Origin of the sequence: Achromobacter seleniivolatilans (assembly GCF_030864005.1) — a bacterium.
GTDB lineage: Bacteria > Pseudomonadota > Gammaproteobacteria > Burkholderiales > Burkholderiaceae_B > Achromobacter > Achromobacter seleniivolatilans.
In genome coordinates, this window is the sequence record NZ_CP132976.1 from 1,700,379 (window position 1) to 1,726,803 (window position 26,425).

A 26,425-nucleotide genomic window follows, 5' to 3' on the forward strand; every position below is an offset into this window, starting at 1 on the left:
ATTATGTCTTGAACCACAGGAAAGCCAGCGGATTGATTCGACATAAGGACATAGCAAATGCAGCTAAGACGCGCGCGCAGGCTCCTCTATCATCGCTCGTCTTAAAAATTCAACTGGTCAGTCTCATGTTCTCGTTAGGCAAGTCGGCAGTTCGTTGTGCGCTCGCAGCTGCGTTCGTTCTGAGTTACCCCGCTTACGCAGGCCCGAAAGACAACACGGCCGTCATTGCGTTGACTGAAGAGATGCCCAGCTTCGACGCTTACCTGAGTACCGCGCGTGAAGGCATTGTGGCGTCGCGGCAACTGTATGACACGCTGATCGAACGCAATCTGGCCACGGGCGAGTACGAGCCGTCGCTGGCGACTGCCTGGCGCCGTATCGACGCCAAAACCTGGGAATTCGATCTGCGCCCTGGCGTCACCTTCCACAACGGCGACCCCTTTACGGCCGATGACGTGGTCTTCACGTTGCAGTACTACAGCAAGCCGGAATCGGGCGCACGCTCGGCCAATTGGCTGGACTGGATTGCAAGCGTTGAGAAGGTCAACGACCATCAGGTGCGCATCACGTCCAAGGCGCCGTTCCCCGCAGCGCTGGAATTCGTTTCCGGCTCGCTGGCCATCTTCCCGAAGGCGTATTTTGAAAAGGTCGGGCAACAGGCTTTTGGCAAGCAGCCCGTGGGCACCGGCCCGTTCAAACTGGCGGCCGCGCGCGGCAATGAGTACGTACTGGAAAAAAACAAGGCGTATTTTGGCGGCGCCAAGGGCTTGGCCAAGCTTGACCGCGTGACAGTCCGCATTATTCCCGACGAGGCCACGCGTATCGCCGAAGTGATAGGCGGCAGCGTCGATTGGACGTGGAACCTGTCCGCCGACCAGATCCCGCAGCTTCAGGCCGTACCGACCATTCAGGCCCAATTCGGATCCACGCTGACCATCGCCACCATCTTGTTGGATGCGCGCGGACGCGCCAGCGGTGAAAACAGCCCGTTGAAAGACGTGCGCGTGCGCCAGGCCATCAACCACGCCATCGACCGCAAGAAAATCGTAGACACCCTGCTGGGCGGCGAAGGCAAACAGCTGGCCACCTTGTGCCACCCGTTGCAGTTTGGCTGCGACGAAGCGTCAGCCGTCGTGTACGACTACAACCCGGCCCGTGCGCGCGAACTGCTGGCACAAGCCGGTTACCCCAAGGGTTTCAAGGTGAGCCTATCGTCCTTCCGCGACCGTCCGCGCGCCGAAGCCGTCAAAGCCTATCTGGCCGCCGTTGGCATCGACGCCAATCTGGAAATGCTGCAATCCCGCGCCAGCTTCAGCAAATGGCGCGAAGGCAAGCTGGACCTTTGGTATGGCGACTGGGGCTCGTCGTCCATGTTCGATACGTCAGCATCGTTGAGCGCCTTCTTCAACTTCAGCCCGCAAGACGGTTTTCAAGATGCCGAACTGCGCGACATCCTGAAGCGCGCCGACAACGCCATCGACGAAAAGGAACGCCGCGCCGAGTATTCCCGCGCCATCAAGCTGGCGGCGGAACGCGCGTACTTCGTGCCGATGCACACCATCGTCGTCGGCTACGCCACGGACAAGCGCCTGGCGTATCAGCCGTCGCCGGATGGCATCCCGCGCTTCTATCAGGTCGGCTGGTCCGGTAAGTAAGGCTGTCATGCTTGTTCTGCTTTTGCGGCGCGCCGGCCTGGCGGTCATGGTCGCGCTTACCGTTTCCATGCTGTGTTTTGTGCTGTCCAACGTTGCGGTTGATCCTGCGCTGGCGCTGGCAGGAGACAGCCCCACCGAAGCCGATCTGCAAGCGCTGCGCGTGCGCTACGCGCTGGACCGCCCATTGCCCGAACGCTACGCGGCCTATTTGGGGCGTCTTCTGGCGGGCGACCTGGGCACCTCGCAGCTGACGGGCGAACCCGTGTCGCACATGCTGCGCGACCGGGTCGGCGTGACCGCGCTTCTGGCGCTCACGGCGATTCTCGTCGCGCTTGCGATTGCGGTGCCCGCCGGGGTGATGGCGGCGGCGCATCGCGGCGGATGGACAGACCGGGTGGTTTCGTTCATCACTGCCGTGGTGCAAGCCATGCCCAGCTTCTGGGCGGCGCTGCTGCTGATCATCTTCTTTGGCGTCAAGCTGCGGTGGCTGCCGATATCGGGCAGCGGCACCCTGGCGCACTACGTCATGCCTACCATTGCGCTAAGTCTGTACGCGCTGCCGGCACTGACCCGGCTGACCCGTAGCGGCATGGTGCAAGCGCTGGAGTCTGACTACATCCGCACGGCACGCGCGATGGGCCTGCCTGCCCGCATCATCCTGTTCAAGAGCGCCTTGCGCAACGCCTTGCTGCCCGTCGTGTCTTTGGGCGCGGTGCAGTTCGGTTTCATGCTGGGCGGCTCCATCGTTATTGAATCCATCTTTGCCATTCACGGCATCGGTTATCTGGCGTGGCAGTCCATGATCCGTTCCGACATGCCCGTCATTCAGGCCGTCGTCCTGATGATTTCGCTGACTTATATCGTGCTGACCTTTTTGTCCGATGTACTGAACACCATGCTGGACCCGCGTTTGAAACGGGCGGCCTCATGATGCCGCGCCGGTTTGGATTCTATTTCGGCATAACGATCATTGCCGCGCTGGCGCTCATCGCACTGTTCGGGCCGATGCTTCTGCCCAACGACCCGTTCACGCAATCATTGGGCCAGCGCCTGGCCCAACCGTTCTGGCATGACAAGACGCTGCCCGCGCACCTGCTCGGCACCGATCAGCTGGGCCGCGACTATCTGGCGCGGCTTGTGTACGGCGCGCGGATTTCGCTGGCGATCGGCTTTGCGGTGGTGTTCGTGTCAGGTTTTATCGGCATTACGCTAGGATTGATCGCGGGTTACGCCGGCGGCGTGCCGGATGCCATCATCAGCTTCATCATCAACACGCGCATCAGCATGCCTATCGTGCTGGCCGCGTTGGCCATCGTGTCCGTCACGGGGAATTCGCTGACGACCGTGGTGCTGGTGCTGGGGCTGCTGCTGTGGGATCACTTTGCAGTGGTGGCGCGCAGCGCCGCCATGCAGTTGCGCCGCGCAGACTATGTGACAGCTGCGCGCGCGTTGGGCTGCACCCACTTTCATATTCTGGTCCGCGAAATTTTGCCCAATATCCGCGGCCCGCTACTGGTCATCGCTACCGTCGAGATGGCGCACGCCATCCTGGTGGAAGCCGCCTTGTCCTTTCTGGGGCTGGGTGTACCCGCGCCGTATCCCTCGTGGGGCTTGATGCTGTCTGAAGCCAAGTCGTTCATGTTCTTCAGCCCCTGGCTGATCGCTTTGCCCGGCGCCGCCCTGTTATTGCTGGTGCTGGGCATCAATCTGACGGGCGATGGCCTGCGCACGCGGCGGGAATCCTGATGCAGCCAAACACGAACGCCCCGGCGCCGGTGCTGGACGTGCAGAACCTGCGCATCACGCTGCCCACCCGTTCCGGCATGTTGCAAGCCGTGCGCGGAATCGACCTGCGCATCGAACGCGGCGCCACCTTGGGTCTGGTCGGTGAAAGCGGTTGCGGAAAGTCTCTGACGGCCCTGAGCCTGCTGCGCTTGCTGCCGGCTGGCGCACGCGTGGCGGCGGACAAGCTGGCGTTTGACGGAGAAGACCTGCGCAATGTCAGCGCCCGCCGCATGAACGCGCTGCGTGGCGACCGCATCGCCATGGTGTTTCAAGAACCGATGACTGCGCTCAATCCCACCTTCACCATCGGCCAGCAACTGATGACGGTGTTCCGCAGCCATCGCCCCGATGGCGCAGCAGCCGCAAGGGCGCGCGCGCTGTATCTGTTGGACCGCGTCGGCATCGCCAACGCCGCAGCGCGGCTGGATCAGTATCCGCATGAACTGTCTGGCGGCATGCGGCAGCGGGTGCTGATTGCCATGGCCCTGATGTGCGGGCCTGAACTGATCGTGGCCGACGAGCCGACCACCGCGCTGGACGTCACCATCCAGAAGCAGATTCTGGAACTGCTGAAGACCTTGCAACAGGAAATGGGCCTGGCCGTGTTGTTGATCACGCACGATCTGGGCGTGGTGTCGCACTACACGGACCATGTGGCGGTGATGTACGCAGGCCAGATTGTGGAAGCCGGCCCTACGGCGAACGTGCTGGCTCAACCCGGGCATCCCTACACGCGCGGCTTGCTGGACAGCATTCCGCAAGTGACGCATCGCACAGCGTCGCAGCGGCTGCCCATCATTCCGGGCGTAGTCCCAGCTTTGACGCAGACGCCAGAAGCCTGCGTATTTGCGCCCCGTTGCCGCCACGCCGCGGATATTTGCGAGGGCGCGCCGCCCCTGCTGCTGCCCTATGGCACGCACGGACAGCGCCGCTGCCACGCACCGTTCGAGGAGCTCGTATGACCCAAATCGACACAGCAGCCCCCCGCTTGGTGCAGGCCAATGGCCTGACTCGCCGCTATACCCACCGCGCCGCTTTCTGGCGTGCACCGCAGGTACACACCGCGCTGGACTCTGTATCACTGCATGTTGATGCGGGTGAAGCCGTGGGCATCGTGGGTGAATCGGGTTCAGGCAAAAGCACACTGGCCAAGCTCTTGCTGGGTTTGGACGCGCCCAGCGCAGGCACCGTCCAGCTGGCGGGCCACTCCATCAACGCCCTGCCGCGCCAACGCATTGCCCGCATCGTGCAGCCGGTGTTTCAGGACCCGTACGGCTCGCTGAATCCCAGCTATACCGTCGAACGCTTGCTTGCCCTGCCGCTGCGCTTACGCGCCGCGCGGGGCAGCGCAGTGAATATCCCTTTGGAAACCACTCGCCTGCTGGAACAGGTGGGGTTGCCAGCGCGCACACGCGGCGTTTACCCGCATGCGCTGTCGGGCGGCCAACGGCAGCGCGTCGCCATTGCACGCGCCTTGGCTGTTCAGCCGCAGCTTTTGATCTGCGACGAACCCACGTCCGCGCTGGATGTGTCGGTGCAGGCTCAGATTCTGAACTTGCTGCAGGACCTGCGTCAGGAATTGGGCCTGGCCTTGCTGCTGATCAGCCACAACCTGGGCGTAGTCGGCCACATGGTGGACCGGCTGTATGTATTGCAGCATGGGAAAGTTGTGGAAGACGGCGCCACGGCGCAGGTGTTCGACGCCCCTCAACACCCCTACACGCAACGGCTGTTCGCGTCAGTGCTTGAGGTTCAGGGACGGCCATCAGCAGTCCGCCAGCAAGAGCCGGCGCTGTCAGCCCTATAGCGCTGCGGCCCCCATCCGGGAATAACTTAGACGGTCTGCCTCGTAACAGTCGCATGCAGCGACTTCCAGCCCCCGCCGGTCCAGGATTTCGATATTGCCGCGGTGGTAGGCGATAAGCTTGCGTTGCTGCAACGCCGAGGCTGCCACCGTCACGCCCACACGCCGCACGCCCAGCATGTGAGCCAGGTATTCATGCGTCAGATGGAAGGTGTCCGCGTGGGCGCGGTCTTGCGTCATCAGCAACCATCGGGCAAGCCGTCCCTCGACCAGATGGGAATGCATACACACGGAGCTTTGCGCCAGCTGCTGCAAGATCACCACGGTGTAGCGGTTGATCAGCTCGCGCAGCGCCATACTTGCCAGCATCTCCTGGCGAAAAAGCGCTGTGGTCATCCGCAACGCCGCGCCGGTCCCCTGCACCACCGCCCGCAACGGCGACGTATCCGTACCCAGCGGCACATCCACGCTCCACATCCCCTCATTGCCAATCAGCCCAACTTCCAGCGACGTGCCCCGTTTAATGGGAAGTATCAGAGAGATGTAGCTCTGCGTTGGGAAGTAAACATTCTTCATGCGTTCCCCGGGTTGCAGCAGGCACTGCCCAAAGATCAGATCGACTGGTTCAAAACGCGCCAGCAAGCCGGGCCGCTCGTGGTCGGGCATGGCGTTGAGCAAGCGGTTGGTTCCGCCGTCAAGCACCGGATGGGAATTCAACAAGTTGTACTCCTGGTTCTGTCTCAGACGCGCATGGCTTCGGCGGGCTGGCCCAGCAAACGTAGATATTCTTGCCGGACCACCGTGTAACACTCGCAGACCCGGGCTTCCAGGCCCGGACGATCGAGCACCTCGATATGGCCGCGGCGGTATCGGATAAGCCCGTCTTCTTGCAAATGGCCGGCGGCCTCGGTCACACCTTCGCGCCGCACGCCCAGCATGTTGGCGATCAGCTCCTGGGTCATGACGATTTCATTGGAGCGCAGCCTGTCCAGACTAAGCAGCAGCCATCTGCACAGTTGCTGATCCAAAGAGTGATGCCGGTTGCACACCGCGGTTTGCGCCATTTGCGTCAACAGCGCCTGCGTGTACCGAAGCAGCAGGTGCTGCATCGCGGCGCCCCGGTCGAACTCGTCCTTAAGGGCCTGGCCTTTCAGTTGGTAGGCCGACCCGGCGCTTTGCACGATTGCCCGGCTGGGCGTGGTTTCTCCACCCATGAACAAAGAAATGCCGACGATGCCTTCCTTGCCGACCACGGCAATTTCTGTAGAGGCGCCATCTTCCATGACGCACAGCAAGGAAACAATGCAATCCACCGGGAAATAGACGTGCCGCATGCGGCCGCCCGATTCGTACAACGCCTTGCCCAAAGGCAAGGAAACACGTTCCAGTTGGGGAAATAGCCGGTCCATCTCTTGCGGCGGCAGCGCCGCCAGCAGATGATTCTGGGTGGGTTCGTAGAAATCAGCCATGGTGGGCTCCCTGCAACACGCGTCATTGCAGCGCCTGAAGGCGGGGCCGCAATCCGAAGGGGCTCCGACAGGCCTTACCCCCTCGGCGGGGGTAATCGGCAGGGCTTATGTGCGCTACCGAACGGAGATCTTCCAGGGTAGCGCATTATCAGCGCCCGCCCATGTCCCCCGTTTGGCCACGGCTGTTGAGCCAGCGCGAACCCGCGCTCGCACACAATCATGACTCTTCGCTCTTCCAGGCAAGCACTGGCCAATGCACCATTGAACCGTCATTGCCCAATACGAAGGGCCGCGACACCCCGGCAAAGCTCAGAATGCTGCCCCCTTCGGCCTCCCACAACGACACGGCCTGCCCGACCGGCCCCCTATCGCCAATGGGCAAGCCGGGATGCGATCCCTCCCGGCCCTGCCGCGCATCGACCGCCCGCGAACCATAGGTGCTGAAGGGCATCGTCCCTTGGAAATCAAGGATGGATGCGTGGACGTGGGCACTGAATGGCTCAAGCCGGGAATAACTCTTTTTCAGATGGGATGTCATGGCTGGGGTCCTTGGCGGCGCAGTGTGATGCGCTGGCGCGAGGCGGCCAGCAAGAAACATCACGGTAGGCGGGCTTGGCACTCAGGTCTGTGCGGCGTCGCACATAAGGGTGCCGGTTCTGGCGTCCAGGTACTTCTGCATCAGCGCGCGCGTGGAACTGTCGTGCTCTTTCATGCTGTCGGCGCCGGTGTCCAGTTCGCCAGCGATGCGGCGCGCCAGCGTCTTACCCAGTTCCACCCCCCACTGGTCAAACGAGTCGATGTTCCAGATCACGCCCTGCGTGAATGCGCTGTGCTCATAAAGCGCGACAAGCGCGCCCAGGCTGCGAGGCGTAAGACGTGCAGCCAGCAGCGTATTGGTGGGCCGGTTACCCGGGACATGGCGATGCCGCGCCGCCCCCATGCCGGCGCTTTCTTGCGCCAATGACTGGCCGAACGCCAAGGCTTCGGCTTGCGCGAACATATTCGCCAGCAAGTCCCGGTGCCGCGCTGGCGAGGCCGCCAGCGGGGAAAGAAATCCGATGAAATCGCAAGGCACTTCTTGCGTGCCTTGGTGCAAGAGCTGGTGGAATGAGTGTTGGCCATTCGTACCGCAAGCGCCCCAGTAGACGGGGCTGGTCTGCAACCGCACCGCATCGCCATGCTGGGTCACGGATTTGCCGTTGCTTTCCATCATCAGCTGCTGCACATAGCTGGGAAACTGCCGCAGCGCGTGGTCATAGGGCAGAACCGCAGCGGTGCGCGAGCCCAGGCAATTATTGTTCCAAATGGCCATCAAGCCGTGCAAAACGGGCAGATTGCGTTCCAGCGGCGCACTCCTGAAATGGGTGTCCATGTCGTGGCAGCCGGCCAGCATCTCGCGAAACCCCGCTGGCCCAATCGCCGCCATCAGCGCCAGCCCCATGGCCGAACACAGGGAATAGCGGCCATTGACCCAATCCCAGACTTCAAACACGCGTTCTGCCGCGATGCCCGATTTAATGGCTGCTTCGCGGTTACCGGTGACCGCGACGAAATGCGCTTGTATGGCGTCCTCGTCTTGTAGATCATCCAAACACCAGGCGCGTGCGGATGCTGCGTTGTGCAGCGTTTCGGCCGTATTCCAGGTCTTTGAACACACAATGAACAGCGTTTCCCGGGGGTCCAGATCCCGCGTGGCTTGAAGAAAATCGGCGTCATCCTCATTGGAGACAAACCGGAAACGCATATCTTGCCGCGCATAGTGCTGCAACGCCGCGCTAGCCATCGACACCCCGATCGCTGACCCGCCTATGCCCAGGTTGACGACATTTCGTATTGTTTTGCCGGTACCGCCCGTGTAAGCGCCGCTATGCAGTTTTTCCGCAAGCGCTTCCATCCGCCTCAGCACCCGCAACACGTCAGGCAGCACATCATGCCCATCAACTTGCACGCCGTTTCCCGGCGGCATGCGCAGCGCGACATGCAAGGCCTGCCGGGCTTCGCTGGTGTTAATTTTGCCGCCGTTGAACATGGCGTCAATCTGGTTGGGCAGATGGCATTCCTTGGCCAGCTGCACCAATAATTCAAGCGTTCTGGGCAATACCCGGTTTTTGGAGTAGTCCAAATACCAGCCCGCCTCGTTCAGGCTCATCCGCTCGGCACGCGCCGGATCATCCATGAACAGGTCCCGCAAATGCAAATGACGCATTTCTTCCAGGTGGCCAGCCAAGGCCTCCCAGGCATGCGTGCTCAATAAGCCGCCCTGCTGCTCTGATTCTTGCCTATCCATTGCAATCGACCTCCAACCGGCTCTTGAGGCGCCGCAGGATCGCGCCTCGGAATGTCGCGGTTCGGGTGGTTATTGCATAAGCAGGCCGCCCCCGTCCGTGCGGTAGCGTACAGAGCGCAAGCGCGCTCATGGTCAATCTATAGGGGGACGCCGCCAGCCCGGGCGGCGCCTTGTCGCAACGAATCCCCCATGGCCCAGAATCAATGAAACGCATAGATTGGCCCTCACTCGAGGCTGCGCCCGAGTGGATCGACCTGTTCGCACGTAGCAAAGCGTCACTCAGCTCCGCCAAAAGTGAACCGCCGCTGCGCGCGGAGCTTTTCAGCGCCTTGCAGATGGAACAGCATGGCCAAGCCTTGGCGCATGGTCATGCCATCGGCGCGTCTCGCATGCAGGACAGCCTGTTGCCGCGCCTGACCGAGAACCAAACGCTGCTGGCCCAGGTCTGCGCGCTGCTGATCGAGTCAATGCGGCAGAACCGCCAGATCACGCCGGCGGACGAATGGCTGCTGGACAACTTTTACCTGATTGAAGAGCAGATCCGGCTGGCCAAACGGCATTTGCCCAAAGGTTATAGCCGCAGCCTGCCCAAACTGGCCGAAGGCCCTTCCGCAGGGCTGCCACGGGTCTACGACATTGCGCTGGAAATGATCTCGCACAGCGATGCGCGGATAGATTCCGCGGGGATCAGCGCGTTTGTGGCCGCCTATCAGCGGATCGAGCCGCTGCAATTGGGCGAACTATGGGCCATCCCGATCATGATGCGCCTGGCGCTGATCGAAAACCTGCGCCGCGTCGCCATCCGGCTGGCGTATGCCAACCAGAACCGGGGTCTGGCGGACACCTGGGCCGACACCATGCGGCAGTCGGCCGAAGAAGATCCGACCGGCCTGATACTGGTCATTGCCAACATGGCGCGCTCCAATCCTCCGATCGACGGGGCATTTGTCGCCGAACTGGCCAGACGGCTTCAGGGCCATGGGCCCGCCTTGGCCTTGCCTTTGACGTGGTTTGAGCAGCGTCTGGCCCAATCCAACCTGACCATCGAACAGATGGTGGTTGCAGAAAACCAGCAGCAAGCCGCAGATCAGGTGTCCATCAGCAACAGCATCGGCAGCCTGCGCGCGTTGTCGACCACGAACTGGAATGAATTCGTTGAAGGCATCAGCATCGTGGAGCAGACGTTGCGGATGGACCCGGCTGAGGTCTACGCCGACATGGACTTCCCCACGCGCGACCGCTATCGCCATCGGGTCGAACGGCTGGCCAGAAAATCTGAGCGCACGGAAATAGAGCTTGCGTCCATGGCCATTGAGCTGGCCGCCAGCGCGGCCGCCGCCGATGCCCCCCTCGCAGATCCGCGCAGGCAACACGTCGGTTTTTATTTGATCGATCAAGGCCAGGCGGAATTGGTAAAGCTCGCAAAAGTGCGCTTGAGCCTGAAGGACAAACTTGCCCGCTTATCACCCCGTGCTGCATTGGCGGGTTACGCAGGCGCGATTGTCTTATTGACAGGCGCGCTGGCCGCCGGACTGGTGCTGATAGCCCGGGCGGGAGATATCGGATTCTGGCCGCTGGTGGGTTTCGCAGTGTTGTCGGTGATTGCGGCCAGCCATCTGGCCGTGGCGATCTTGAATTGGTCGTTGACCTGGCTGATACGGCCGCAGCGCCTGCCTCGGATGGACTACGCAAAGCGCATTCCCAACTCCGCCCGCACGCTGGTCGCCGTGCCATCCATGCTGATCGACTCCGACGACGGCGAACAGTTGAGCGAAGCATTGGAAATCCGGTTTCTGGCCAACCCCGGGGAAAACCTCAGCTTTTGCCTGTTGACGGATTTTGCCGATGCGCCCACTGAACATATGCCGGCGGACGCCCTGTTGCTGGAACGCGCCACTGCACACATTCAGGCCTTGAATCATAAGTACCGCCGCCTTGGCCGCAGTCCATTTTTTCTGTTCCATCGGCCGCGCCGCTGGAATGCGCAAGAGCGCGTCTGGATGGGCTATGAGCGAAAAAGAGGAAAGCTGGCCGACCTGAATGGTTTGCTTCGCGGCCAAGGCGCCGGCGCATTTGCCTGCGTGGTCGGTCAGGCCGATACGCTGGCCGATGTGAAGTACGTGATTACGCTGGACACGGATACCGATCTGCCCCGGGAGACCGCCTGGAAACTGGTCGGCACGATGGCCCATCCGCTGAATCAGGCGCAGTTCGATCCGGCCACTCAGAAAGTCACGCGCGGCTACGGCATCTTGCAGCCCAGAGTGGCGGTCAGCCTGGCCGATCTGACGGCATCCGCGTACGCCCGTTTGCATGGCGGCGACCCCGGTATCGACCCCTACACCAACACCGTGTCCGACGTGTATCAGGACATCTTCAAAGAAGGCTCCTTTGTCGGCAAAGGCATCTACGACGTGGATGCGTTTGAAGCGGCGCTGAAAGATTGTTTTCCTGACAACCGGGTGCTCAGCCACGATCTGCTGGAAGGCTGCTACGCGCGCTCGGGTTTGCTGAGCGATGTGCAACTGATCGAGGGGCATCCCGCGCGCTATACGGCGGACGTCAGCCGCCGCCACCGTTGGATTCGCGGCGACTGGCAATTGCTGGGCTGGCTGTTTGGCCGACCGCCCAAGGTGCCGGGCACGGCCGGCGGCCCCCCCATGTCGTGGCTGGCGCGCTGCAAGATTCTGGACAATCTGCGCCGTAGCGTTGTGTCGCCCGCCCTGGTTCTGCTCCTGACGCTGGGCTGGACGCTATCGCCCTATCCCTGGGTCTGGACGACGGCTGCCCTGCTGATCCTGGTTCTGCCGGCCTTGTTTGCATCGGCCATGGGCGCAGTCAGAAAAGAAGAGAACGTGGTGTTGGCCCAGCATCTGGTCGGATGGATTCCTGCGACCCTGCGGCAGTTTTCCCGGGCCGCGTTTGCGCTGGCCACTTTGGCACACGAAACCCTCTACAGCCTGGACGCCATCCTGCGCACGCTGTACCGGCTGACGATATCGCGACGGCGGCTGCTGGAATGGAAGCCGTCCAGCATTACCAACCGCGACGGCGCCAAGCGCGGCGGTCCGCCGCTACAGTCGATTTGGGGATCACCGGTCCTGGCGCTCGTGATCGGCGCATGCGTCTTGAGCGTAAACCCGTCCGCCTGGCCTGCCGCCTTGCCGATCCTGGCGTTGTGGATGCTGATGCCCCTGATCGCGCTGCGTTTAAGCCGCGCGCCGGTTGCGGCCAAGGTAAATCTGTCGCCCAACCAGGAACAGTTTCTACGGCTGCTGGCGCGCAAGACGTGGTCTTTCTTTGACGGGCACGGCGGCGCGGAAGACAACTGGCTGATACCCGACAACATCCAAGACCGGCCCGCGCCCCTCACCGCGCATCGCACGTCACCCACCAATCTTGGCCTTGCTCTGCTATCCAATCTGACGGCCTACGACTTTGGCTACATCCAAACCGGCCGTTTGCTGGAGCGGACCCAAGCAACCTTAAGCACCATGGGCAAGCTTGAGCGCTACCTGGGGCATTTCTACAACTGGTACGACACGATTACGCTCAAGCCCCTGCCGCCGCTTTATATCTCGACGGTGGACAGCGGCAATCTTGCCGGCCATCTGCTGACGCTGCGCCCTGGCCTGCTGGCCTTGGCACAGGCCCCAATCCTGCATCCGCGCACGTTCCAAGGCATGGCGGACGCACTGGCGGTACTGCAAGAAAGCGTGGCCGGCCATAAATTTCCTGAACTGGATCAGCTTGAAGCATCCCTGAATGACGCGTTGCCCCATCCCATGACGCTGGCGCAAACGCGCCAGCATCTGGATCAGATACGCACGCTGGCCTACGGACTGCTTGAAGAATTTTCTGCCCCGGCCCACGCCGAACCGCTCTGGCATTGCCGGGCACTGCTGCGCCAATGCGAAGATGCCAGTGACGAGCTGGCGCTGCTGGCCCCCTGGCACGATCAGCCGGCCGACGCGCCTTGGCAAGACTTCCCGCAACTGCGCGCCATGCCCACGCTGCAACAGGTCGCAAGCCAGCGCGCCACTTTGCTGCCCGAGTTACGCGCACGGATGGCGGACCCTGATGCGTCTGAAGAAGAACGAGCCTGGCTGCTGGGTGCAGAGCTTGCGGTAGTTGTGGCGGGCGAACGGGCAGCCGATCGCAGTGCCGCGCTATTGCGCTTGGCCGACACGCTGGCCGAGATGGCAGTCGCGGAATATGGATTTCTATACGACAAGGGCAGCCGCCTGCTGGCCATAGGCTACAACCTGACCGAGCGCCGGCGCGACGAAGGGCTATACGACCTGTTGGCGTCCGAGGCCCGGCTGGGCAGTTTCGTGGCTATCGCGCAGGGGCAACTGCCGCAGGAAACCTGGTTTGCGCTGGGCCGTCAGCTCAACAACTCCCCGGGCGGCCCGGTGCTGCTGTCCTGGAGCGGGTCAATGTTTGAATACCTGATGCCGCGCCTGGTCATGCCGTCCTATGCCCACACCTTGCTGGACCAGACCTGCCAGTCCGCCGTGCGCGCGCAAATTGAATATGGCAACAAGCTGGGCATTCCCTGGGGCATGTCCGAAAGCGCCTACAACCTGTACGACATCAGCCTGAACTACCAATACCGCGCCTTTGGCGTGCCGGGGCTGGGGCTTAAGCGCGGGCTGGGTGATGACGTGGTCGTCGCCCCCTATGCGTCCATGATGGCGCTGATGGTGGCGCCCGAAGATGCCGTCCGCAACCTGCAACGGCTGGCCCGCGACAATCTGATGGGCCGCTACGGACTGTACGAAGCGGTCGACTACACCCCACGCCGTCTGCCGCCTGGCAAAAGCAGCGCCATCGTGTACTCATATATGGCGCACCATCAAGGCATGGGCTTTCTATCCATTGCCAGCGTATTGCTGGGCCGCACGATGCAAGCCCGTTTCGAAGCAGACCCGTCCTTTCAGGCCACGATGCTGCTGTTGCAGGAACGGGTTCCGCGCGCCTCGGCCGCCTATGCCAAGGCGGCCGAACTGTCCGTCATTCGAACCATCGCGCCGGGCCAGGCCGAAGTGTCGGTACGCGTGCTGGATACGGCCGACACTCCGATCCCGGAAGTGCAGCTGCTATCCAATGGGCGCTACCACGTCATGGTCACCAACAGCGGCGCAGGTTCCAGCCGCTGGAAAGATCTGGCCGTCACCCGCTGGCGCGAAGACGGCACATGCGACAACTGGGGCACTTTTTGCTATCTGCGCGACACGGGCAGCGGCAAGGTCTGGTCTACGTCCCATCAACCGACGTTAAAACGGCCCGATCATTACGAGGTCATCTTCTCGGAAGGACGCGCGGAGTTCCGACGCACGGACCACCAAATCGACACGCACACAGAAATTGTCGTGTCGCCCGAAGACGATATTGAATTACGCCGCTGCCGGCTGACAAACCGCAGCCGCGAACGCCGCACGCTGGAATTCACCACCTATGCCGAAGTCGTGATCGCGCCCGCCATGGCCGACGAGCTGCATCCGGCCTTCAGCAATCTGTTTGTGCAGACCGAGATCCTGGCGGATGAGCGCGCCATTCTGAGCACACGGCGCGGCCGCAGCCCTGAAGACAATCAGCCGTGGATGTTCCAGCTGCTGGCTATCCATGGCGGACAGACCGGCGCAGCGTCGTATGAAACCGACCGGGCCTTGTTCCTGGGCCGAGGCGGCTCGGTCGCAACCCCACGCGCAATGGCCTTCCAAGGCGCGCTGTCCAACAGCCAGGGGTCCGTGCTGGACCCCGTGGCCGCCATCCGCTGCGAGATCACGCTTGAACCCGAAGAAACTGTCATCGTTGACCTCGTGCAGGGCGTGGGCGATAGCCGCAACACCTGCCTGAACCTGATCAGCAAATACCAGGACCGCCATCTGGCGGACCGGGCGCTGGAACTATCCTGGACCCACGCGCAAGTGACGGTGCGCCAGCTGAACGTGACAGAGGCCGACGCCCAACTGTATGCCCGCCTGGCCAACGCCATCATCTACCAGAACCCAACCATGCGTGCGGACGCGGCCACCTTGCTGAAGAACCGGCGCGGACAATCGGGCCTGTGGGGTTATGCCATTTCGGGCGACCTGCCCATCGTCTTGCTACGCATCAAGGACCCGGCCAATTTCGAGCTGGTACGCCAGATGGTGCAGGCACATGCGTACTGGCGCCAGAAAGGCGTGGCGGTCGATCTGGTTATCTGGAACGAAGACACAGGCAACTACCGGCAGATTCTGCAAGACCGCATGGTGGGGCTCATTTCCGCGGGTGTTGAAGCGCACATCATCGACCGCCCGGGCGGCATTTTTGTCAGGCCCGGAGACCAGATCTCTGAAGAAGACCGCATCCTGTTGCTGGCCGTCTCACGCGTATCGCTCAGTGATGCGCTGGGCACCCTGTCGAATCAGGTCAACCGTTTGGCGCTGCCGGAAAACCGCATCGCGCCTTTGGTCATTTCCGCGCAGCCGCTGCCCCCCATCGCGGAGACGCCCAGCGCAACCGCCCCGCCGGGCCTGCTGCATGACAACGGATTGGGCGGGTTCACGCCAGATGGCGAGGAATACGTGATCACCACTACCGGAGATCAGCGCACGCCAGCGCCGTGGGTTAACGTCATCGCCAACGCCAACTTTGGCACTGTGGTGTCTGAAAGCGGGCAAGCCTACACATGGAGCGGCAATGCCCATGAATTCCGCCTGACGCCCTGGCTTAACGATGCCGTCTCGGACGCCTGCGGAGAGGCCTTTTATCTGCGCGACGAAATCAGCGGCCATTGCTGGTCGGCTACGCCGTATCCCGCAGGCGGCGCTTCGGCCTACGTGACCCGCCACGGATTCGGATACACGGTGTTCGAGCATATTGAGGACGGCATCGAATCCGAGCTTTGCATCCACGTGGCCCTGGATTCACCCGTCAAGTTCTACACCCTGTCGGTGCGCAACCGGTCCGGGCGCCGCAGGCGGCTGTCGGCCACCGGTTACGTCGAATGGATATTGGGTGATCTGCGTGCCAAATCGTCTATGCACGTCACGACTGAGATTGATCCCGAGACGGGCGCGCTGTTTGCGCGCAACACCTTTAATGCAGACTTCGGCCAGCACGTGGCCTACTTTGACACCCGCAGCCCCACGCGAACGGTAACCGGCGACCGCAAGGAATTCATTGGCAGGAACGGCACGCTGCGTCAGCCGCGCGCGCTGCGCCGCAGCCGGCTGTCGGGCCGCTCCGGCGCGGGCCTGGACCCATGCGCGGCAATTCAGGTGCCCGTGACGCTGGAAGATGGGCAGGACACGCAAGTGATGTTTCACCTGGGCGCGTCGCCCCTGGGTCTGGAACACGCCAGAGAGCTGGTGCGCAAATACCGCGAGGCAGGCGAAGCCCAGGAAGAACTCCGCGCGGTCAGGCGTTACTGGCGGGAAACCCTGGGCGTTGTGCGTATCGATACCCCCGATAGCGCTGTCAACACGCTGGCCAACGGGTGGCTGCTTTACCAGACCTTGGCATGCCGCCTGTGGGCACGCAGCGGCCATTATCAATCCGGCGGCGCCTATGGCTTTCGGGATCAATTGCAAGACGTCATGGCGCTGACCGTGGCCCGCCCTGCCCTGGCCCGCGAACATCTGCTGCGTAGCGCCGCCCATCAGTTCGTCCAGGGCGATGTGCAGCATTGGTGGCATCCGCCATCCAACCGGGGTGTGCGCACCCGCTGCTCGGATGACTACCTGTGGTTGCCGTTTGCCGTCAGTCATTATGTGGACGTGACAGGCGACATGGCCGTGCTGGACGAAGAAGCAGGCTTTATCGAAGCACGCCCGCTTAACCCCGGCGAGATGTCCAACTACGATCACCCCACGCCGTCGCGTGACTCCGCCAGTCTGTACCTGCACTGCACGCGCGCCTTATCACTGTCGCTGAACGCGCTGGGCGCCCATGGCCTGCCGTTGATCGGCTCGTGCGATTGGAACGATGGCATGGATAAGGTCGGTGAAGCCGGCCGGGGCGAAAGCGTCTGGCTGGGCTTCTTCCTGTACGACAACCTGATCCGCTTTGCCCGGCTGGCCCGCGCCCAGGCGGACGAGCCATTCGCCGCGCAATGCGATGCGGCTGCCGGACAATTGCGTGCAAGCCTGGAAAAGGCGGGCTGGGACGGGGGCTGGTACCGCCGGGCCTATTTCGATGACGGCTCGCCGCTGGGTTCGGCGCAGAATCTGGAATGCCAGATCGATTCGCTCTCGCAAAGTTGGGCCGTACTGTCAGGCGCTGCACGCCCTGACCGGGCAAAAATCGCCATGCAGGCAGTAGACGACCGTCTGGTCGACGATCATCTGGGCCTGATCCGGCTGCTGACGCCATCCTTCGATACCGCGCCGATGAATCCGGGCTATATCCGCGGTTATGTGCCGGGCGTACGCGAAAACGGCGGCCAATACACCCATGCCGCCATCTGGACGGCCATGGCGTTTTGCGGTTTGCGCGACGAGACGCGCATCGGACGGCTTCTGCCCATGCTGAACCCCATCAACCACGCCGACAGCCCTGACAAAGCCGCCACCTACAAGGTCGAGCCCTATGTGATGGCGGCGGATGTCTATACGACACCGGGGCAGGAAGGCCGCGGTGGCTGGACCTGGTACACCGGGTCGTCGGGGCTGATGTACCGGCTGATCCTGGAATCGGTGCTGGGCATGCGGCTGCGAGGTAACTCTTTGAGCTTCGACCCGTGCATGCCTGCGGACTGGCCCGCGTTCACGCTGCGCTATCGGCACGGCAGCTCCGCGTACTACGTCACCGTGCAGCGCGGGCAAGGCATGGCCGGTACCGCGCAGCAAGTGTCGGTGGATGGCGTGTTGCAGGAAGACGCCATCCTCGACCTGCTGGACGACGGCCGAGACCGCGAAGTGCTGATTGTGCTGCCCGGCTAAAGACCGGCTTGCACATCACGGCGGTTGCAGTCCGCATCACGGCTGCAACCGCCAGCCCCTGGCCTGCTGCTGCCGCGCCCACATCGCGGCATAGACGCCGCCCTGCTCCAGCAGCCCTGCGTGCGTGCCCGACTCTTTCAGACGGCCCGCATCCAGCACCAGTATCTGATCCGCGTGCCGGACGGCATTCAAACGGTGGGCAATGACGATGACGGTGCGCCCGCGCACCAGCTCGCCAATGGCGCGTTGGATCTGCGCCTCGGAAGACGGGTCCACACTGGCGGTGGCTTCGTCCAGCAACAGAATCGGCGCGTCTTTCAGCAGCGCACGCGCAATCGACAGCCGCTGCCGTTCGCCCCCCGACAAGGATTCCGCATTTTCGGACAACACCGTGTCGTAACCCTGCGGTAGCGCCATGATGAAGTCATGGGCGTAAGCACGCCGCGCGGCCGCCTCGACCTGGGCCGGGGTTGCATCTGGCTTGCCGATCAGCAGATTTTCCCGCACGGTGCCGGAAAACAGCACCACATCCTGAAACACAATGGCCACCTGTTCGTGCAGGGCTTGCGTGCCCAGCTGCCGCACGTCCACACCCCCCAGCCGGATCGAGCCGCCCGTGACATCCCAAAGACGCGCCAGCAGATGCACCAGCGTTGTCTTGCCCGCGCCGCTGCGCCCCACAATGGCAGTCAGCGTATTGGCGGGGATGCGGCACGACACGCCATCCAGCACTGGCGCACCTGCGTCGTACGCAAAGCGCACATCGCTAAGTTCGAAGTCCTTGCCTTGCGGGCGGGCGGGATGATCCGGTTCGGGCAGCAACCGTTCACGCAAGAGCGACTCAATGCGGCTCATGGCGCGCTGCGCAAAACGCAGCAGCAAGGTGGACAAGCCCAACTCAAATAGCTGCCGGTATAGCGGCAGCGCTACTACCAGAAATAGCAAGAGCTGTTGCGGCGTATACGAAGCATCCGCCAGCCGGGCCGCCCCCACCAGCACCAAAGACACAAAACCCGCCTCCAGCACAAACCCAAACAGCGCCAGCCAAGGCGCGGGCTTGGATTCCACTTCGGTGACCGCTGCCAATTGCTCGTCCAGGATGCCGCGCAAGCGCTGCCACGCCTGACCGTGGCGGCCAAACCCGCGCCAGACCGGAACGCCCGCCACATACTCCGCCAAAGCGGATTGCGCCGCTTCGTTCGCTACAAACATGCGGCGGCCGGGCCGTTGCGCCACGCGCTGCGTCCACGCCATCGCCAACGCCGCCAGCGGCAACACGGCTGCCACCAGCAAGGCCATCGGCCAATCCAGCCAGGCCAGGAACAGCAGTAGAAAGAGCGGCATCGCCACGCCGGACACAAACACGCCTAGAAAGTGCGACCAGATCGTCTCGACCATATCCAGATCCGACGTCAGCCGCGCGCTCAGGTCGCCGGTTCGCTGTCTGTCAAACCAGCCCATGGGCAAACACCGCAGATGATCCGCCAACCGTAGCCTTGCCTCGCCCATCATGGCGTAAGCTCCGGCAAAGATCAGCGGCATTGCCCGCTGGCCGGCCATGATGCGCAGCGCCACCAGGGCAGCCAGCCCCACCCCTGAGCCCACGATGAAGCCAGGGGTAGCCTTGCCGTCAAATCCGCTTTGCAGCAATAGATACAGCGCGCCATAAAATGCCGCAGTCAAAGCGCCTTCAGTCACCGCCCACGCGATGCCCCGCCATAAACGCGCATCGCGCTTGCCCGACAGTCTGAAGCCGGCTTCTGCCAGTTCCCGGATCATGCTTGTTCTCCCTTGGCGTCCAGCCGCCAATCGCGAGCAGCTTCGTGGTCGCGCCACAACGCCTGATACGCCGCGCAGCCCGACAACAGCTCTGCGTGACTGCCCTGACCCGCAACCCGGCCCTGTTCCATGACAACGATCCGGTCCGCCTGCATCACCGTATGCAGCCGGTGCGCAATCATCAATACCGTGCGGCCGCGGCACAAGCTGGACAATGCGTCTTGAACCAGCGCCTCGTTCTCGGCATCGACGCTGGCGGTGGCCTCGTCCAGCAATAGGATGGGCGCGTCTTTCAGCAAGGCTCGCGCAATCGACAGGCGCTGGCGTTCCCCACCCGATAAACGCGCACCGCGTTCGCCTATCACCGTCTCGTAACCCAAAGGCAGCGCCATGATGAAGTCATGGGCGCTGGCCGCCCGCGCGGCGCTTTCCAGCTGGGCAGCAGTCGCATCGCTGCGCGCCAGCCGCAGATTGTCGGCAACGGTGCCGTGAAACAGAAACACATCCTGGAACACAACGCTGATCTGCGCCAGCAGCGCGTCCAAGGGCCAGTCCCGCACGTCACGCCCGCCCACGCGCACCCGGCCCGCGCTGACGTCGTACAGGCGCGGCAGCAGCCGCAACAGCGTGCTCTTGCCTGAACCACTGGCGCCCACCAACGCCGTCAAGCGGCCCGCGCCCGCGCAGAACGTCACGCCATCCAGCGCCAGCCTGTCGCCGTAGCGATGGCCGGCATCCAGGAATTCGATATCCATGGGCCCCTCTGGCGCCGCGCAGTCCGGCTTGTCCTGTAACGCCGGCTCGGCCAGCACGGCATTGATATTGGCCAATGCCTGCGCACGCTGCGACTGTTCCCCTAACGCAAAGGTCAGGCGCAGCAAAGGTTGCAGCACCGCCGGGGCCAAGAGCAGAAACAGGAAGAAGGTCGGAATATCCAACGAACCCTGCGTCAGCAGCCAGACGCCCAGCGGCGCTACCAGCAACAGATTGGATGACAGCAGACTGGTGTAAACCAGCCAACCGCGCGCCGAGACCCGGGCGTAATCCGCCACCCATGCCGCAGCGCCCCGGATCACCTCGGCCAGGCTGCTGAATGACCGCGAATCCAGGCCAAATGACTTCACCACCTGGACGCCCCGCACATACTCCCCGACCTGATCCGCAATCTTGAGCTGGAGCGCATTCCATTCGCCAGCCCGCTGCGTGGCTTCGCGCATCAACAAGGCTTGGGCGGCAAGCGCAGCCGGCAAGGGAGCCACGGCCGCAAGCGCCATGCGCCAGTCCACGGCAAACAGCACGGCCAGCGCTGCCAGCGGCACCACGACCGCCGCGACAGCGTCAGGCAGCATGTGCGCCAGAAAGCCTTCCAGACCGTTGACGTCGTCCGTCAGCGCCCGGCGCAGGCCGCCCCGGCCTCGCGCTGAAAAGAAAGACAGCGGCACACGGCCCAGCTTGCGCGCCACCGCGAGCCGCAACCGGTGCTGGATGCTGAATGCGCCGTGGTGCGCCAGCGTATGGCTGACCGCCATGGCGGCCCAGCGCAACGCCAGCGCGGCAAGCGTCCAGCCCGCCAGACGCCAAACCTGATCCATATCTGGCTGCGGCGCGTATAGCTCCTGCGCAATGCGGTAGACGAGCCAGAACGGCGCCACGCTCAACGCCGCCGACAAGATGGCGGTCGCCACGGCCAACCCCAGCAGGCCCGGCGAATGCCGGATCAACCCGACAAAGCGATGGCGGCCCGCGTCCATTGGCGGATCTGCCTTATCGTCGCCCGCCATCTGCCCTACGCGCTGTGATTGCGTCCGGTTCATCGGGCCGCTCCGTTCAACCTGCGCAAGCTCAGAGCAATCACCACCAGCGCTACCCCGGCACCCGCCCACGCCAGTCCGAATGCACGGCTATAGCCCAATGCTTGTCCCAGGCCGCCGATCGCAGCGGCTGCGATGGCGTTGGACAGGCTTTCGCAGCACTGCATCACGGTGTAGTCGGTACCCGGCCGGCGCGGTGACGCCCAGTTCATGAATAGCGTCCAGACGGTCACGAACATGGCGCCTTCAGCTAGCGATTGCAATGCAAACGCAGCAAAGATCACGCGGTTGTCGCTGACTTGCGCCAATTGCAGCCACCACGCGGTTCCCATCAGCAATGTCGCGCCGCACATCGACACCAGCACCGCCCGGCGGTCACCGAACTGCCGTATCAGCGGAATACCAATCAGGACGCCGCCCACCGCGTTGGACACCAGATTACTGACCTGCAAGGCGCCCGCCTGCGCCACCGACAGGCCATGGTCGATCAACCACGGCGACAACAAGGTAGACACGGCCGTGCCCGAACATTTGAACAAGATCGCGATCAAAATCGCCCAGCCCAGGTCCCGGTGCTCGCGCAGATCACGAAGCCGGATGCGTCCGGCCGGGGCCGCCACCGCTTGCCCGTCCGCCGTCTGCGACGGCACGCGGCGCCACCGTTTTCCCAGCAATAAGGGCAGATACAACAGCAGCATCAGAGCGGCCATCAATTGCACGGCGACTGTCCAGCCCCAATGCTGATGCACCACCAACAAGCCGCCGCCGCCCGCCAGCATGCCACCGATGAATGCCATTACCTGGATCGCGTTGGCCGCGCCCGCCGTGCGGCCCCGCATACGCGCCACGGCGTAGGCGTTGGTGACGATATCTTGCGTGGCGCACACCAGGTTCAGCGCCACCGCCCCTGCCACGCACCAATACAGTTCCGTTGATGGCGGAAAGTAAGACAGCACGATGCACAGGGCGATGGCGAGCCACTGCGTGGCCCCGATCACGTAGGCATAACTGCGCCGCGCGCACCAGTTCTCGATAGGCCCGGCCCATAGGAACTTCAATGCCCACGGCAAAAACGCCAGACCCGTCAGCCCCACTTCCGACACGCTGTGCCCGCCGTCGCGGATCAGCACACCCAGCGCGTTGAAGGCCAGGCCGCCCGGCAGGCCCTGCGCAAAGTACATCAGCCCCAAGGCCACAAACTGACTGCGGCGGTCGTGCATTGCTTGCGCCGCCATGTCAGAAGTCCAGGCCCACACGCAGCCCCACCACGCGGCCGGTACCGGCCACGACCAGATCATTCAGTGCACGGGTGTAGTAGACGCGGTCCGTCAGGTTCTTGCCGTAGACGCCCACCGTCCAGTGGCGGTCGACGCGATACGTCAGTTGCGCATCCAGCAAGGTGTAGGCGTCGTTCTTGATCGTCGTTGTGGGATACAGGTTGGACGATGCCTGATGGCGCACGGCCAGCCCCGCTTCCCAACCCGGCGCAAAGCGCCATGCCGCCGTCACACCGTAGCTTTGGCGCGGCGTGTTGGGGAACTGCTGGCCGGCATAATCCACGCCGCCCGTGCTGTAGTCGTCGTACACGGCTTTGACCAGACCGACAAAGGCCGTCAGGTCCACCGAGCGAACTGGGCGCCACGTGCCCGTCAGTTCCATCCCCAGATTGTGGGAACGGCCCGCATTGGTCGTAAGGCTCTGTCCGCCACTGCCGATCGTCACCACTTGCTGATCGCGCAATTTGGTATAGAACCCGACCGCGCCGACGCTCCAGGATTCGTCCTGACCCTGCAAGCGGTAGCCCAGCTCGGCGTAGTTGCCGTATTCAGGTTGATAAGCGTCCGCCGCCGATGCGCGGTCTGTCGCAAACTGGTTAAAGCCCGACGCCTTGTAGCCTCGGGCCACCGTTGCCCACGCAAACTGCTGTTCATCGGGGCGGTATTCGACCGTCAGGCGTGGCAGCAGCACGGTGTCGTGCGTCTTGGTGTTCAGTGTCTCGACTGAGCGATACGGCCCGCTGCTTTGCGTGCTGCTCCAATCCATGCGGCGTTCGTCGCGCTCTACGCGCAAGGCTCCCGCCACTCGCCACCTGGGGTTGAAGCGCCAGCCCATTTCACCGAATATCGCCGCAGTCGATCCCTTGATACGGGCCGACGTCACGCTGCTAAAGACACCGGGCATCTCGAATGTATAGGGCGAATCGCGCCGGATCTTTGATGCGTAGATACCCCCCATCCAGTCCAGCCCAACGTCCCCAGCGGGTGTGTGCGACAGACGGGCTTCGCCGCTGTACTGCTCGGTGGATGCGTTAAAGCCGCTGGGTCCGTTAAACACGGATTCCGGCAGCCAGTAATCCCAATCGACGCGGCTTGCCCCCAAGTTGACCGCCAGACGGTTGCCGTTGGCGAACGCCCGGTCATACGAACCCGTCACCAGCGTGTAGGACAAGTCATTCTGCCCGGCATCGCCATTGGCAGAACGATGGTCATCGGCCAGATTGCGGGTCGTGAAGAAGTCGTTACCGCCCTTGGTGTTCACGCCGTGCACGCCCAGCCGCCATTGTCCGCCCGCGTCGTCCACATGCAGGAACTTGATCCGGCCAAAGCGGCTGCGCCAGCCTCCCGTGTTGTCACGGTCCAGCGCGTCGTTCTTGATATAGCCGTCTGCGTTTTCCGCGCCGCCCGCGATACGGATCGCAGTGCGGTCAGACAAAGGAATATCCATCGCCGCCGTTTCACGGCGGCGGTTGCCGGTAGCGTATTCCAGCTGTGCATTGCCGCCGAACTCAAAACCCGGGTCACGGGTGCGCAACGCGACCAGTCCGCCCATGCTGTTCTGGCCGTACAGCGTGCTTTGCGGACCGCGCAGCACTTCAATCTGTTCGAGATCGAACAACTGCCCCAATGTGGTGATCGTCATGGGCACGCCGTCGATCAGCGCGCTCGTGCTGGTGCTGTCGGATTCGTCATCGGAGAATCCCAGTCCGCGAATCGTGATGCTGGGCGTGTTCTGCGTGAAGCTGGTGAAGTACACATTGGGCGACCGGAACGCCACGTCGAACAGGCCGTCCAGCCCGTCGCGTTCAACGGCCAACCCGTCGATGACGGTGACGCTTGCGGGCGTCACCTGTTCAGCCGTGCCCTGTTTGGTGGCGGTTACGACCACGGGCGCCAGCTTGACGGCGTCGGCATCCGGCGCCGCCTGGCCGCTGGCAGGTGGTTCGGCGGCACGCAAGGACATCGGCGCGGCCAGCGCCAGGGACAGGCTTAAGGCCAGAGAGGTACGGGTAGGAAGAGGCATGAGATCGCACAAGGAGTCGGAAGAAATCCCCTATACAATATCGATTCTCATTAACAATTACTGCCCGCATCGGCAGTATTCCTGCCCGGATCGGGAGCATTTGCCATGGGCCTGCCGTTAGTCGACCTTGCCGGGCACGTGCCCGACGATCCCCATGCCCGGCCCGAGCTCTGGCCCACCGTGCCTCAACCCAGCGCGGTCTACCAGACCCGCCACGGTCTCACCGCCTTTGCCAGCCACAGCCGCTACGACCAGCCCGTTCATTGCATGATCTGCGATTCGGACCGGCGGCTGCTGCTGTCAATCTGGCCCAAGGGCGGCATGGATGTCGCCGTGGACGGCCACAAGCTCCCCTTGCAAGAACGCCATTTGCTGTGCGGCACTTTAGCCGCGGAGCCTTGGCATACCCACATGCAAGGCGAGATGCCGCATGTTGGCCTGCTGGTGTCCCCCGCCCTGCTCCGCCAGATCGCCGGCGACGACGGCGACGCCATGGCCTGCGACCTGGAACGCGGCATAGGGCTGTGGATCAAGCCGGGCGACGTGCGCCTGCTGCATGCGGCACAAGAACTGGACCACGCGTTGCTGGGCGTCGCCAGTTCGCCCCTGCTGCGTGAAGCCAAGAGCTTGGAGTTTTTGATTCAGGTGTTGCGCACGCGCGGCCCCGCCCGGTCCGAAGGCGCGCTGACCCCGCCATCTACTGTGCGCCGTGGCGACCAGGAACGCCTGAGTCATGCCCGCGATCTGCTCCTGGCCGATCTGGCGCAACCGCCTTCCATCGCCGATCTGGCTCGCCAATGCGGCATGAACACCTTCAAATTGAAGCAGGCGTTCAAGCAGCACTTCGGCCTGCCCGTACACGCGCTATATCAACAAGAACGCATGCGCGCCGCTTGGGACCTGATTGCCACCGACGGCCTGAGCGTGTCGCAGGCAGGCGTGAAGCTGGGCTACACCAACATGAGCCATTTCTCCAGCGCCTTCAAACGCATGCACGACGTACTGCCAAATCAGGTCAAGCGCGGGGGCTAAGGACAGGCATGCCGCTGCGTCCTGTAGTATCTTGCCGACCGCAAAAATGGGAAAAGACGGCATGAAATATCCGCAACCAACGCAGACGTCAGAACTCAACCAACAAGAACGAAATAGCGCGCTCTCCGAAGGCAGAACTCCCACCGGTGGCTTTGCCGCAATGGTGCCCGAGCTGGATGTCACCAATCTGGACGCCAGTCTTGCCTTCTGGTGCGAACTACTTGGGTTCGAGATCGCCTATGCGCGGCGCGAGGCTGGTTTCGCCTATCTTGAGCGCGGCCCGTTGCAGATCATGCTGTGCGAAATCAACGATAGCTGGGAAACCGGCCCGCTTGAACGGCCCTTTGGAAGAGGCATCAATTTCCAGATGCAGGTGCCCAGCGTGGAATCTATAACCACGGCCTTGGCCAACGCGAATTGGCCGCTTTTTCGTCCCATCGAGGAAAAGCGCTACCGAGTGGGATCGGGCTGGTCCTTATGCAAGGAATTCCTGGTGCAAGATCCAGACGGCTATCTGTTGAGATTTGCCGCCGATCTTGCATAGCCGGTTGCGCCGAGTCATCGGCGGCC

General features: G+C 62.9%; 16 protein-coding genes. 8 read left to right on the forward strand and 8 right to left on the reverse strand.

Features of this window, described 5'->3' with window-relative positions; translation table 11 throughout:
• Positions 1 to 125 precede the first annotated feature (125 nt).
• Genes RAS12_RS07595 through RAS12_RS07615 form a run of 5 tightly spaced genes read left to right on the forward strand, consistent with a single transcriptional unit; the run spans position 126 to position 5,247 of the window.
• Positions 126 to 1,655, forward strand: a complete 1,530-nt coding sequence (locus RAS12_RS07595; RefSeq protein WP_306946862.1) for an ABC transporter substrate-binding protein — start codon at positions 126 to 128, stop codon at positions 1,653 to 1,655.
• Positions 1,656 to 1,662: 7 nt separating this feature from the next.
• A complete protein-coding gene (locus tag RAS12_RS07600) occupies positions 1,663 to 2,586 on the forward strand; it encodes an ABC transporter permease (protein ID WP_306946863.1) in 924 nt (307 codons plus the stop codon).
• Complete coding sequence (locus RAS12_RS07605; RefSeq protein WP_306946865.1) at positions 2,583 to 3,401, forward strand: ABC transporter permease; 819 nt, start codon at positions 2,583 to 2,585, stop codon at positions 3,399 to 3,401. The genes RAS12_RS07600 and RAS12_RS07605 overlap by 4 nt, the downstream gene beginning before the upstream one ends.
• The gene (locus RAS12_RS07610; RefSeq protein ID WP_306946868.1) at positions 3,401 to 4,402 is read left to right on the forward strand and encodes an ABC transporter ATP-binding protein; all 1,002 of its coding nucleotides are present in this window, start codon (positions 3,401 to 3,403) and stop codon (positions 4,400 to 4,402) included. Before RAS12_RS07605 ends, RAS12_RS07610 begins: the two co-directional genes overlap by 1 nt.
• Positions 4,399 to 5,247 carry an ABC transporter ATP-binding protein gene (locus RAS12_RS07615; RefSeq protein WP_306946870.1) on the forward strand — a complete coding sequence of 283 codons (849 nt, stop codon included), beginning with the start codon at positions 4,399 to 4,401 and terminating at the stop codon, positions 5,245 to 5,247. Before RAS12_RS07610 ends, RAS12_RS07615 begins: the two co-directional genes overlap by 4 nt.
• Here RAS12_RS07615 and RAS12_RS07620 read toward each other — a convergent pair.
• The 4 genes from RAS12_RS07620 to pgi all read right to left on the reverse strand — a co-directional run bounded on the left by RAS12_RS07620 (position 5,242) and on the right by pgi (position 9,000).
• A complete protein-coding gene (locus tag RAS12_RS07620; RefSeq protein ID WP_306946872.1) occupies positions 5,242 to 5,964 on the reverse strand; it encodes a Crp/Fnr family transcriptional regulator in 723 nt (240 codons plus the stop codon). The genes RAS12_RS07615 and RAS12_RS07620 overlap by 6 nt on opposite strands.
• Before the next feature lie 20 nt (positions 5,965 to 5,984).
• Positions 5,985 to 6,713, reverse strand: coding sequence for a Crp/Fnr family transcriptional regulator (locus tag RAS12_RS07625; RefSeq protein WP_306946874.1), 729 nt, complete (start codon positions 6,711 to 6,713; stop codon positions 5,985 to 5,987).
• 217 nt (positions 6,714 to 6,930) lie between these two features.
• The gene (locus RAS12_RS07630) at positions 6,931 to 7,251 is read right to left on the reverse strand and encodes a hypothetical protein (RefSeq protein WP_306946876.1); all 321 of its coding nucleotides are present in this window, start codon (positions 7,249 to 7,251) and stop codon (positions 6,931 to 6,933) included.
• Between the two features lie 81 nt (positions 7,252 to 7,332).
• A complete protein-coding gene (gene pgi / locus RAS12_RS07635) occupies positions 7,333 to 9,000 on the reverse strand; it encodes a glucose-6-phosphate isomerase (protein ID WP_306946878.1) in 1,668 nt (555 codons plus the stop codon).
• Between the two features lie 203 nt (positions 9,001 to 9,203).
• Here pgi and RAS12_RS07640 point away from each other — a divergent pair, with 203 nt between their 5' ends.
• Entirely contained in the window at positions 9,204 to 17,933 is an 8,730-nt protein-coding gene (locus RAS12_RS07640) for a glycoside hydrolase family 94 protein (protein WP_306946880.1), read from the forward strand.
• Between the two features lie 36 nt (positions 17,934 to 17,969).
• On the opposite strand, the gene RAS12_RS07645 is transcribed toward RAS12_RS07640, so the two are convergent.
• From RAS12_RS07645 to RAS12_RS07660, 4 genes are read right to left on the reverse strand one after another with little or no spacing between them, the layout of a single operon-like run.
• A complete protein-coding gene (locus tag RAS12_RS07645) occupies positions 17,970 to 19,712 on the reverse strand; it encodes an ABC transporter ATP-binding protein (RefSeq protein ID WP_306946882.1) in 1,743 nt (580 codons plus the stop codon).
• The gene (locus RAS12_RS07650) at positions 19,709 to 21,526 is read right to left on the reverse strand and encodes an ABC transporter ATP-binding protein (RefSeq protein ID WP_306946885.1); all 1,818 of its coding nucleotides are present in this window, start codon (positions 21,524 to 21,526) and stop codon (positions 19,709 to 19,711) included. Before RAS12_RS07650 ends, RAS12_RS07645 begins: the two co-directional genes overlap by 4 nt.
• Positions 21,523 to 22,758, reverse strand: a complete 1,236-nt coding sequence (locus tag RAS12_RS07655; protein ID WP_306946887.1) for an MFS transporter — start codon at positions 22,756 to 22,758, stop codon at positions 21,523 to 21,525. The genes RAS12_RS07650 and RAS12_RS07655 overlap by 4 nt, the downstream gene beginning before the upstream one ends.
• A gap of 1 nt (position 22,759) precedes the next feature.
• Complete coding sequence (locus RAS12_RS07660) at positions 22,760 to 24,823, reverse strand: TonB-dependent receptor (RefSeq protein ID WP_306946889.1); 2,064 nt, start codon at positions 24,821 to 24,823, stop codon at positions 22,760 to 22,762.
• 105 nt (positions 24,824 to 24,928) lie between these two features.
• Here RAS12_RS07660 and RAS12_RS07665 point away from each other — a divergent pair, with 105 nt between their 5' ends.
• Together RAS12_RS07665 and RAS12_RS07670 are read left to right on the forward strand one after the other, a co-directional pair.
• Positions 24,929 to 25,855, forward strand: coding sequence for a helix-turn-helix transcriptional regulator (locus RAS12_RS07665; RefSeq protein ID WP_306946891.1), 927 nt, complete (start codon positions 24,929 to 24,931; stop codon positions 25,853 to 25,855).
• Positions 25,856 to 25,901: 46 nt separating this feature from the next.
• Positions 25,902 to 26,399, forward strand: coding sequence for a bleomycin resistance protein (locus RAS12_RS07670; protein ID WP_306946894.1), 498 nt, complete (start codon positions 25,902 to 25,904; stop codon positions 26,397 to 26,399).
• Positions 26,400 to 26,425 lie beyond the last annotated feature (26 nt).

Excerpts from the sequence above, each read along its gene's own strand:
- RAS12_RS07595 (WP_306946862.1), top strand. The coding sequence starts at position 126 with ATGTTCTCGTTAGGCAAGTCGGCAGTTCGTTGTGCGCTCGCAGCTGCG.
- RAS12_RS07600 (WP_306946863.1), top strand. The coding sequence starts at position 1,663 with ATGCTTGTTCTGCTTTTGCGGCGCGCCGGCCTGGCGGTCATGGTCGCG.
- RAS12_RS07605 (WP_306946865.1), top strand. The coding sequence starts at position 2,583 with ATGATGCCGCGCCGGTTTGGATTCTATTTCGGCATAACGATCATTGCC.
- RAS12_RS07610 (WP_306946868.1), top strand. The coding sequence starts at position 3,401 with ATGCAGCCAAACACGAACGCCCCGGCGCCGGTGCTGGACGTGCAGAAC.
- RAS12_RS07615 (WP_306946870.1), top strand. The coding sequence starts at position 4,399 with ATGACCCAAATCGACACAGCAGCCCCCCGCTTGGTGCAGGCCAATGGC.
- RAS12_RS07625 (WP_306946874.1), bottom strand. The coding sequence starts at position 6,713 with ATGGCTGATTTCTACGAACCCACCCAGAATCATCTGCTGGCGGCGCTG.
- RAS12_RS07630 (WP_306946876.1), bottom strand. The coding sequence starts at position 7,251 with ATGACATCCCATCTGAAAAAGAGTTATTCCCGGCTTGAGCCATTCAGT.
- pgi (WP_306946878.1), bottom strand. The coding sequence starts at position 9,000 with ATGGATAGGCAAGAATCAGAGCAGCAGGGCGGCTTATTGAGCACGCAT.
- RAS12_RS07640 (WP_306946880.1), top strand. The coding sequence starts at position 9,204 with ATGAAACGCATAGATTGGCCCTCACTCGAGGCTGCGCCCGAGTGGATC.
- RAS12_RS07645 (WP_306946882.1), bottom strand. The coding sequence starts at position 19,712 with ATGATCCGGGAACTGGCAGAAGCCGGCTTCAGACTGTCGGGCAAGCGC.
- RAS12_RS07650 (WP_306946885.1), bottom strand. The coding sequence starts at position 21,526 with ATGAACCGGACGCAATCACAGCGCGTAGGGCAGATGGCGGGCGACGAT.
- RAS12_RS07655 (WP_306946887.1), bottom strand. The coding sequence starts at position 22,758 with ATGGCGGCGCAAGCAATGCACGACCGCCGCAGTCAGTTTGTGGCCTTG.
- RAS12_RS07660 (WP_306946889.1), bottom strand. The coding sequence starts at position 24,823 with ATGCCTCTTCCTACCCGTACCTCTCTGGCCTTAAGCCTGTCCCTGGCG.
- RAS12_RS07665 (WP_306946891.1), top strand. The coding sequence starts at position 24,929 with ATGGGCCTGCCGTTAGTCGACCTTGCCGGGCACGTGCCCGACGATCCC.
- RAS12_RS07670 (WP_306946894.1), top strand. The coding sequence starts at position 25,902 with ATGGGAAAAGACGGCATGAAATATCCGCAACCAACGCAGACGTCAGAA.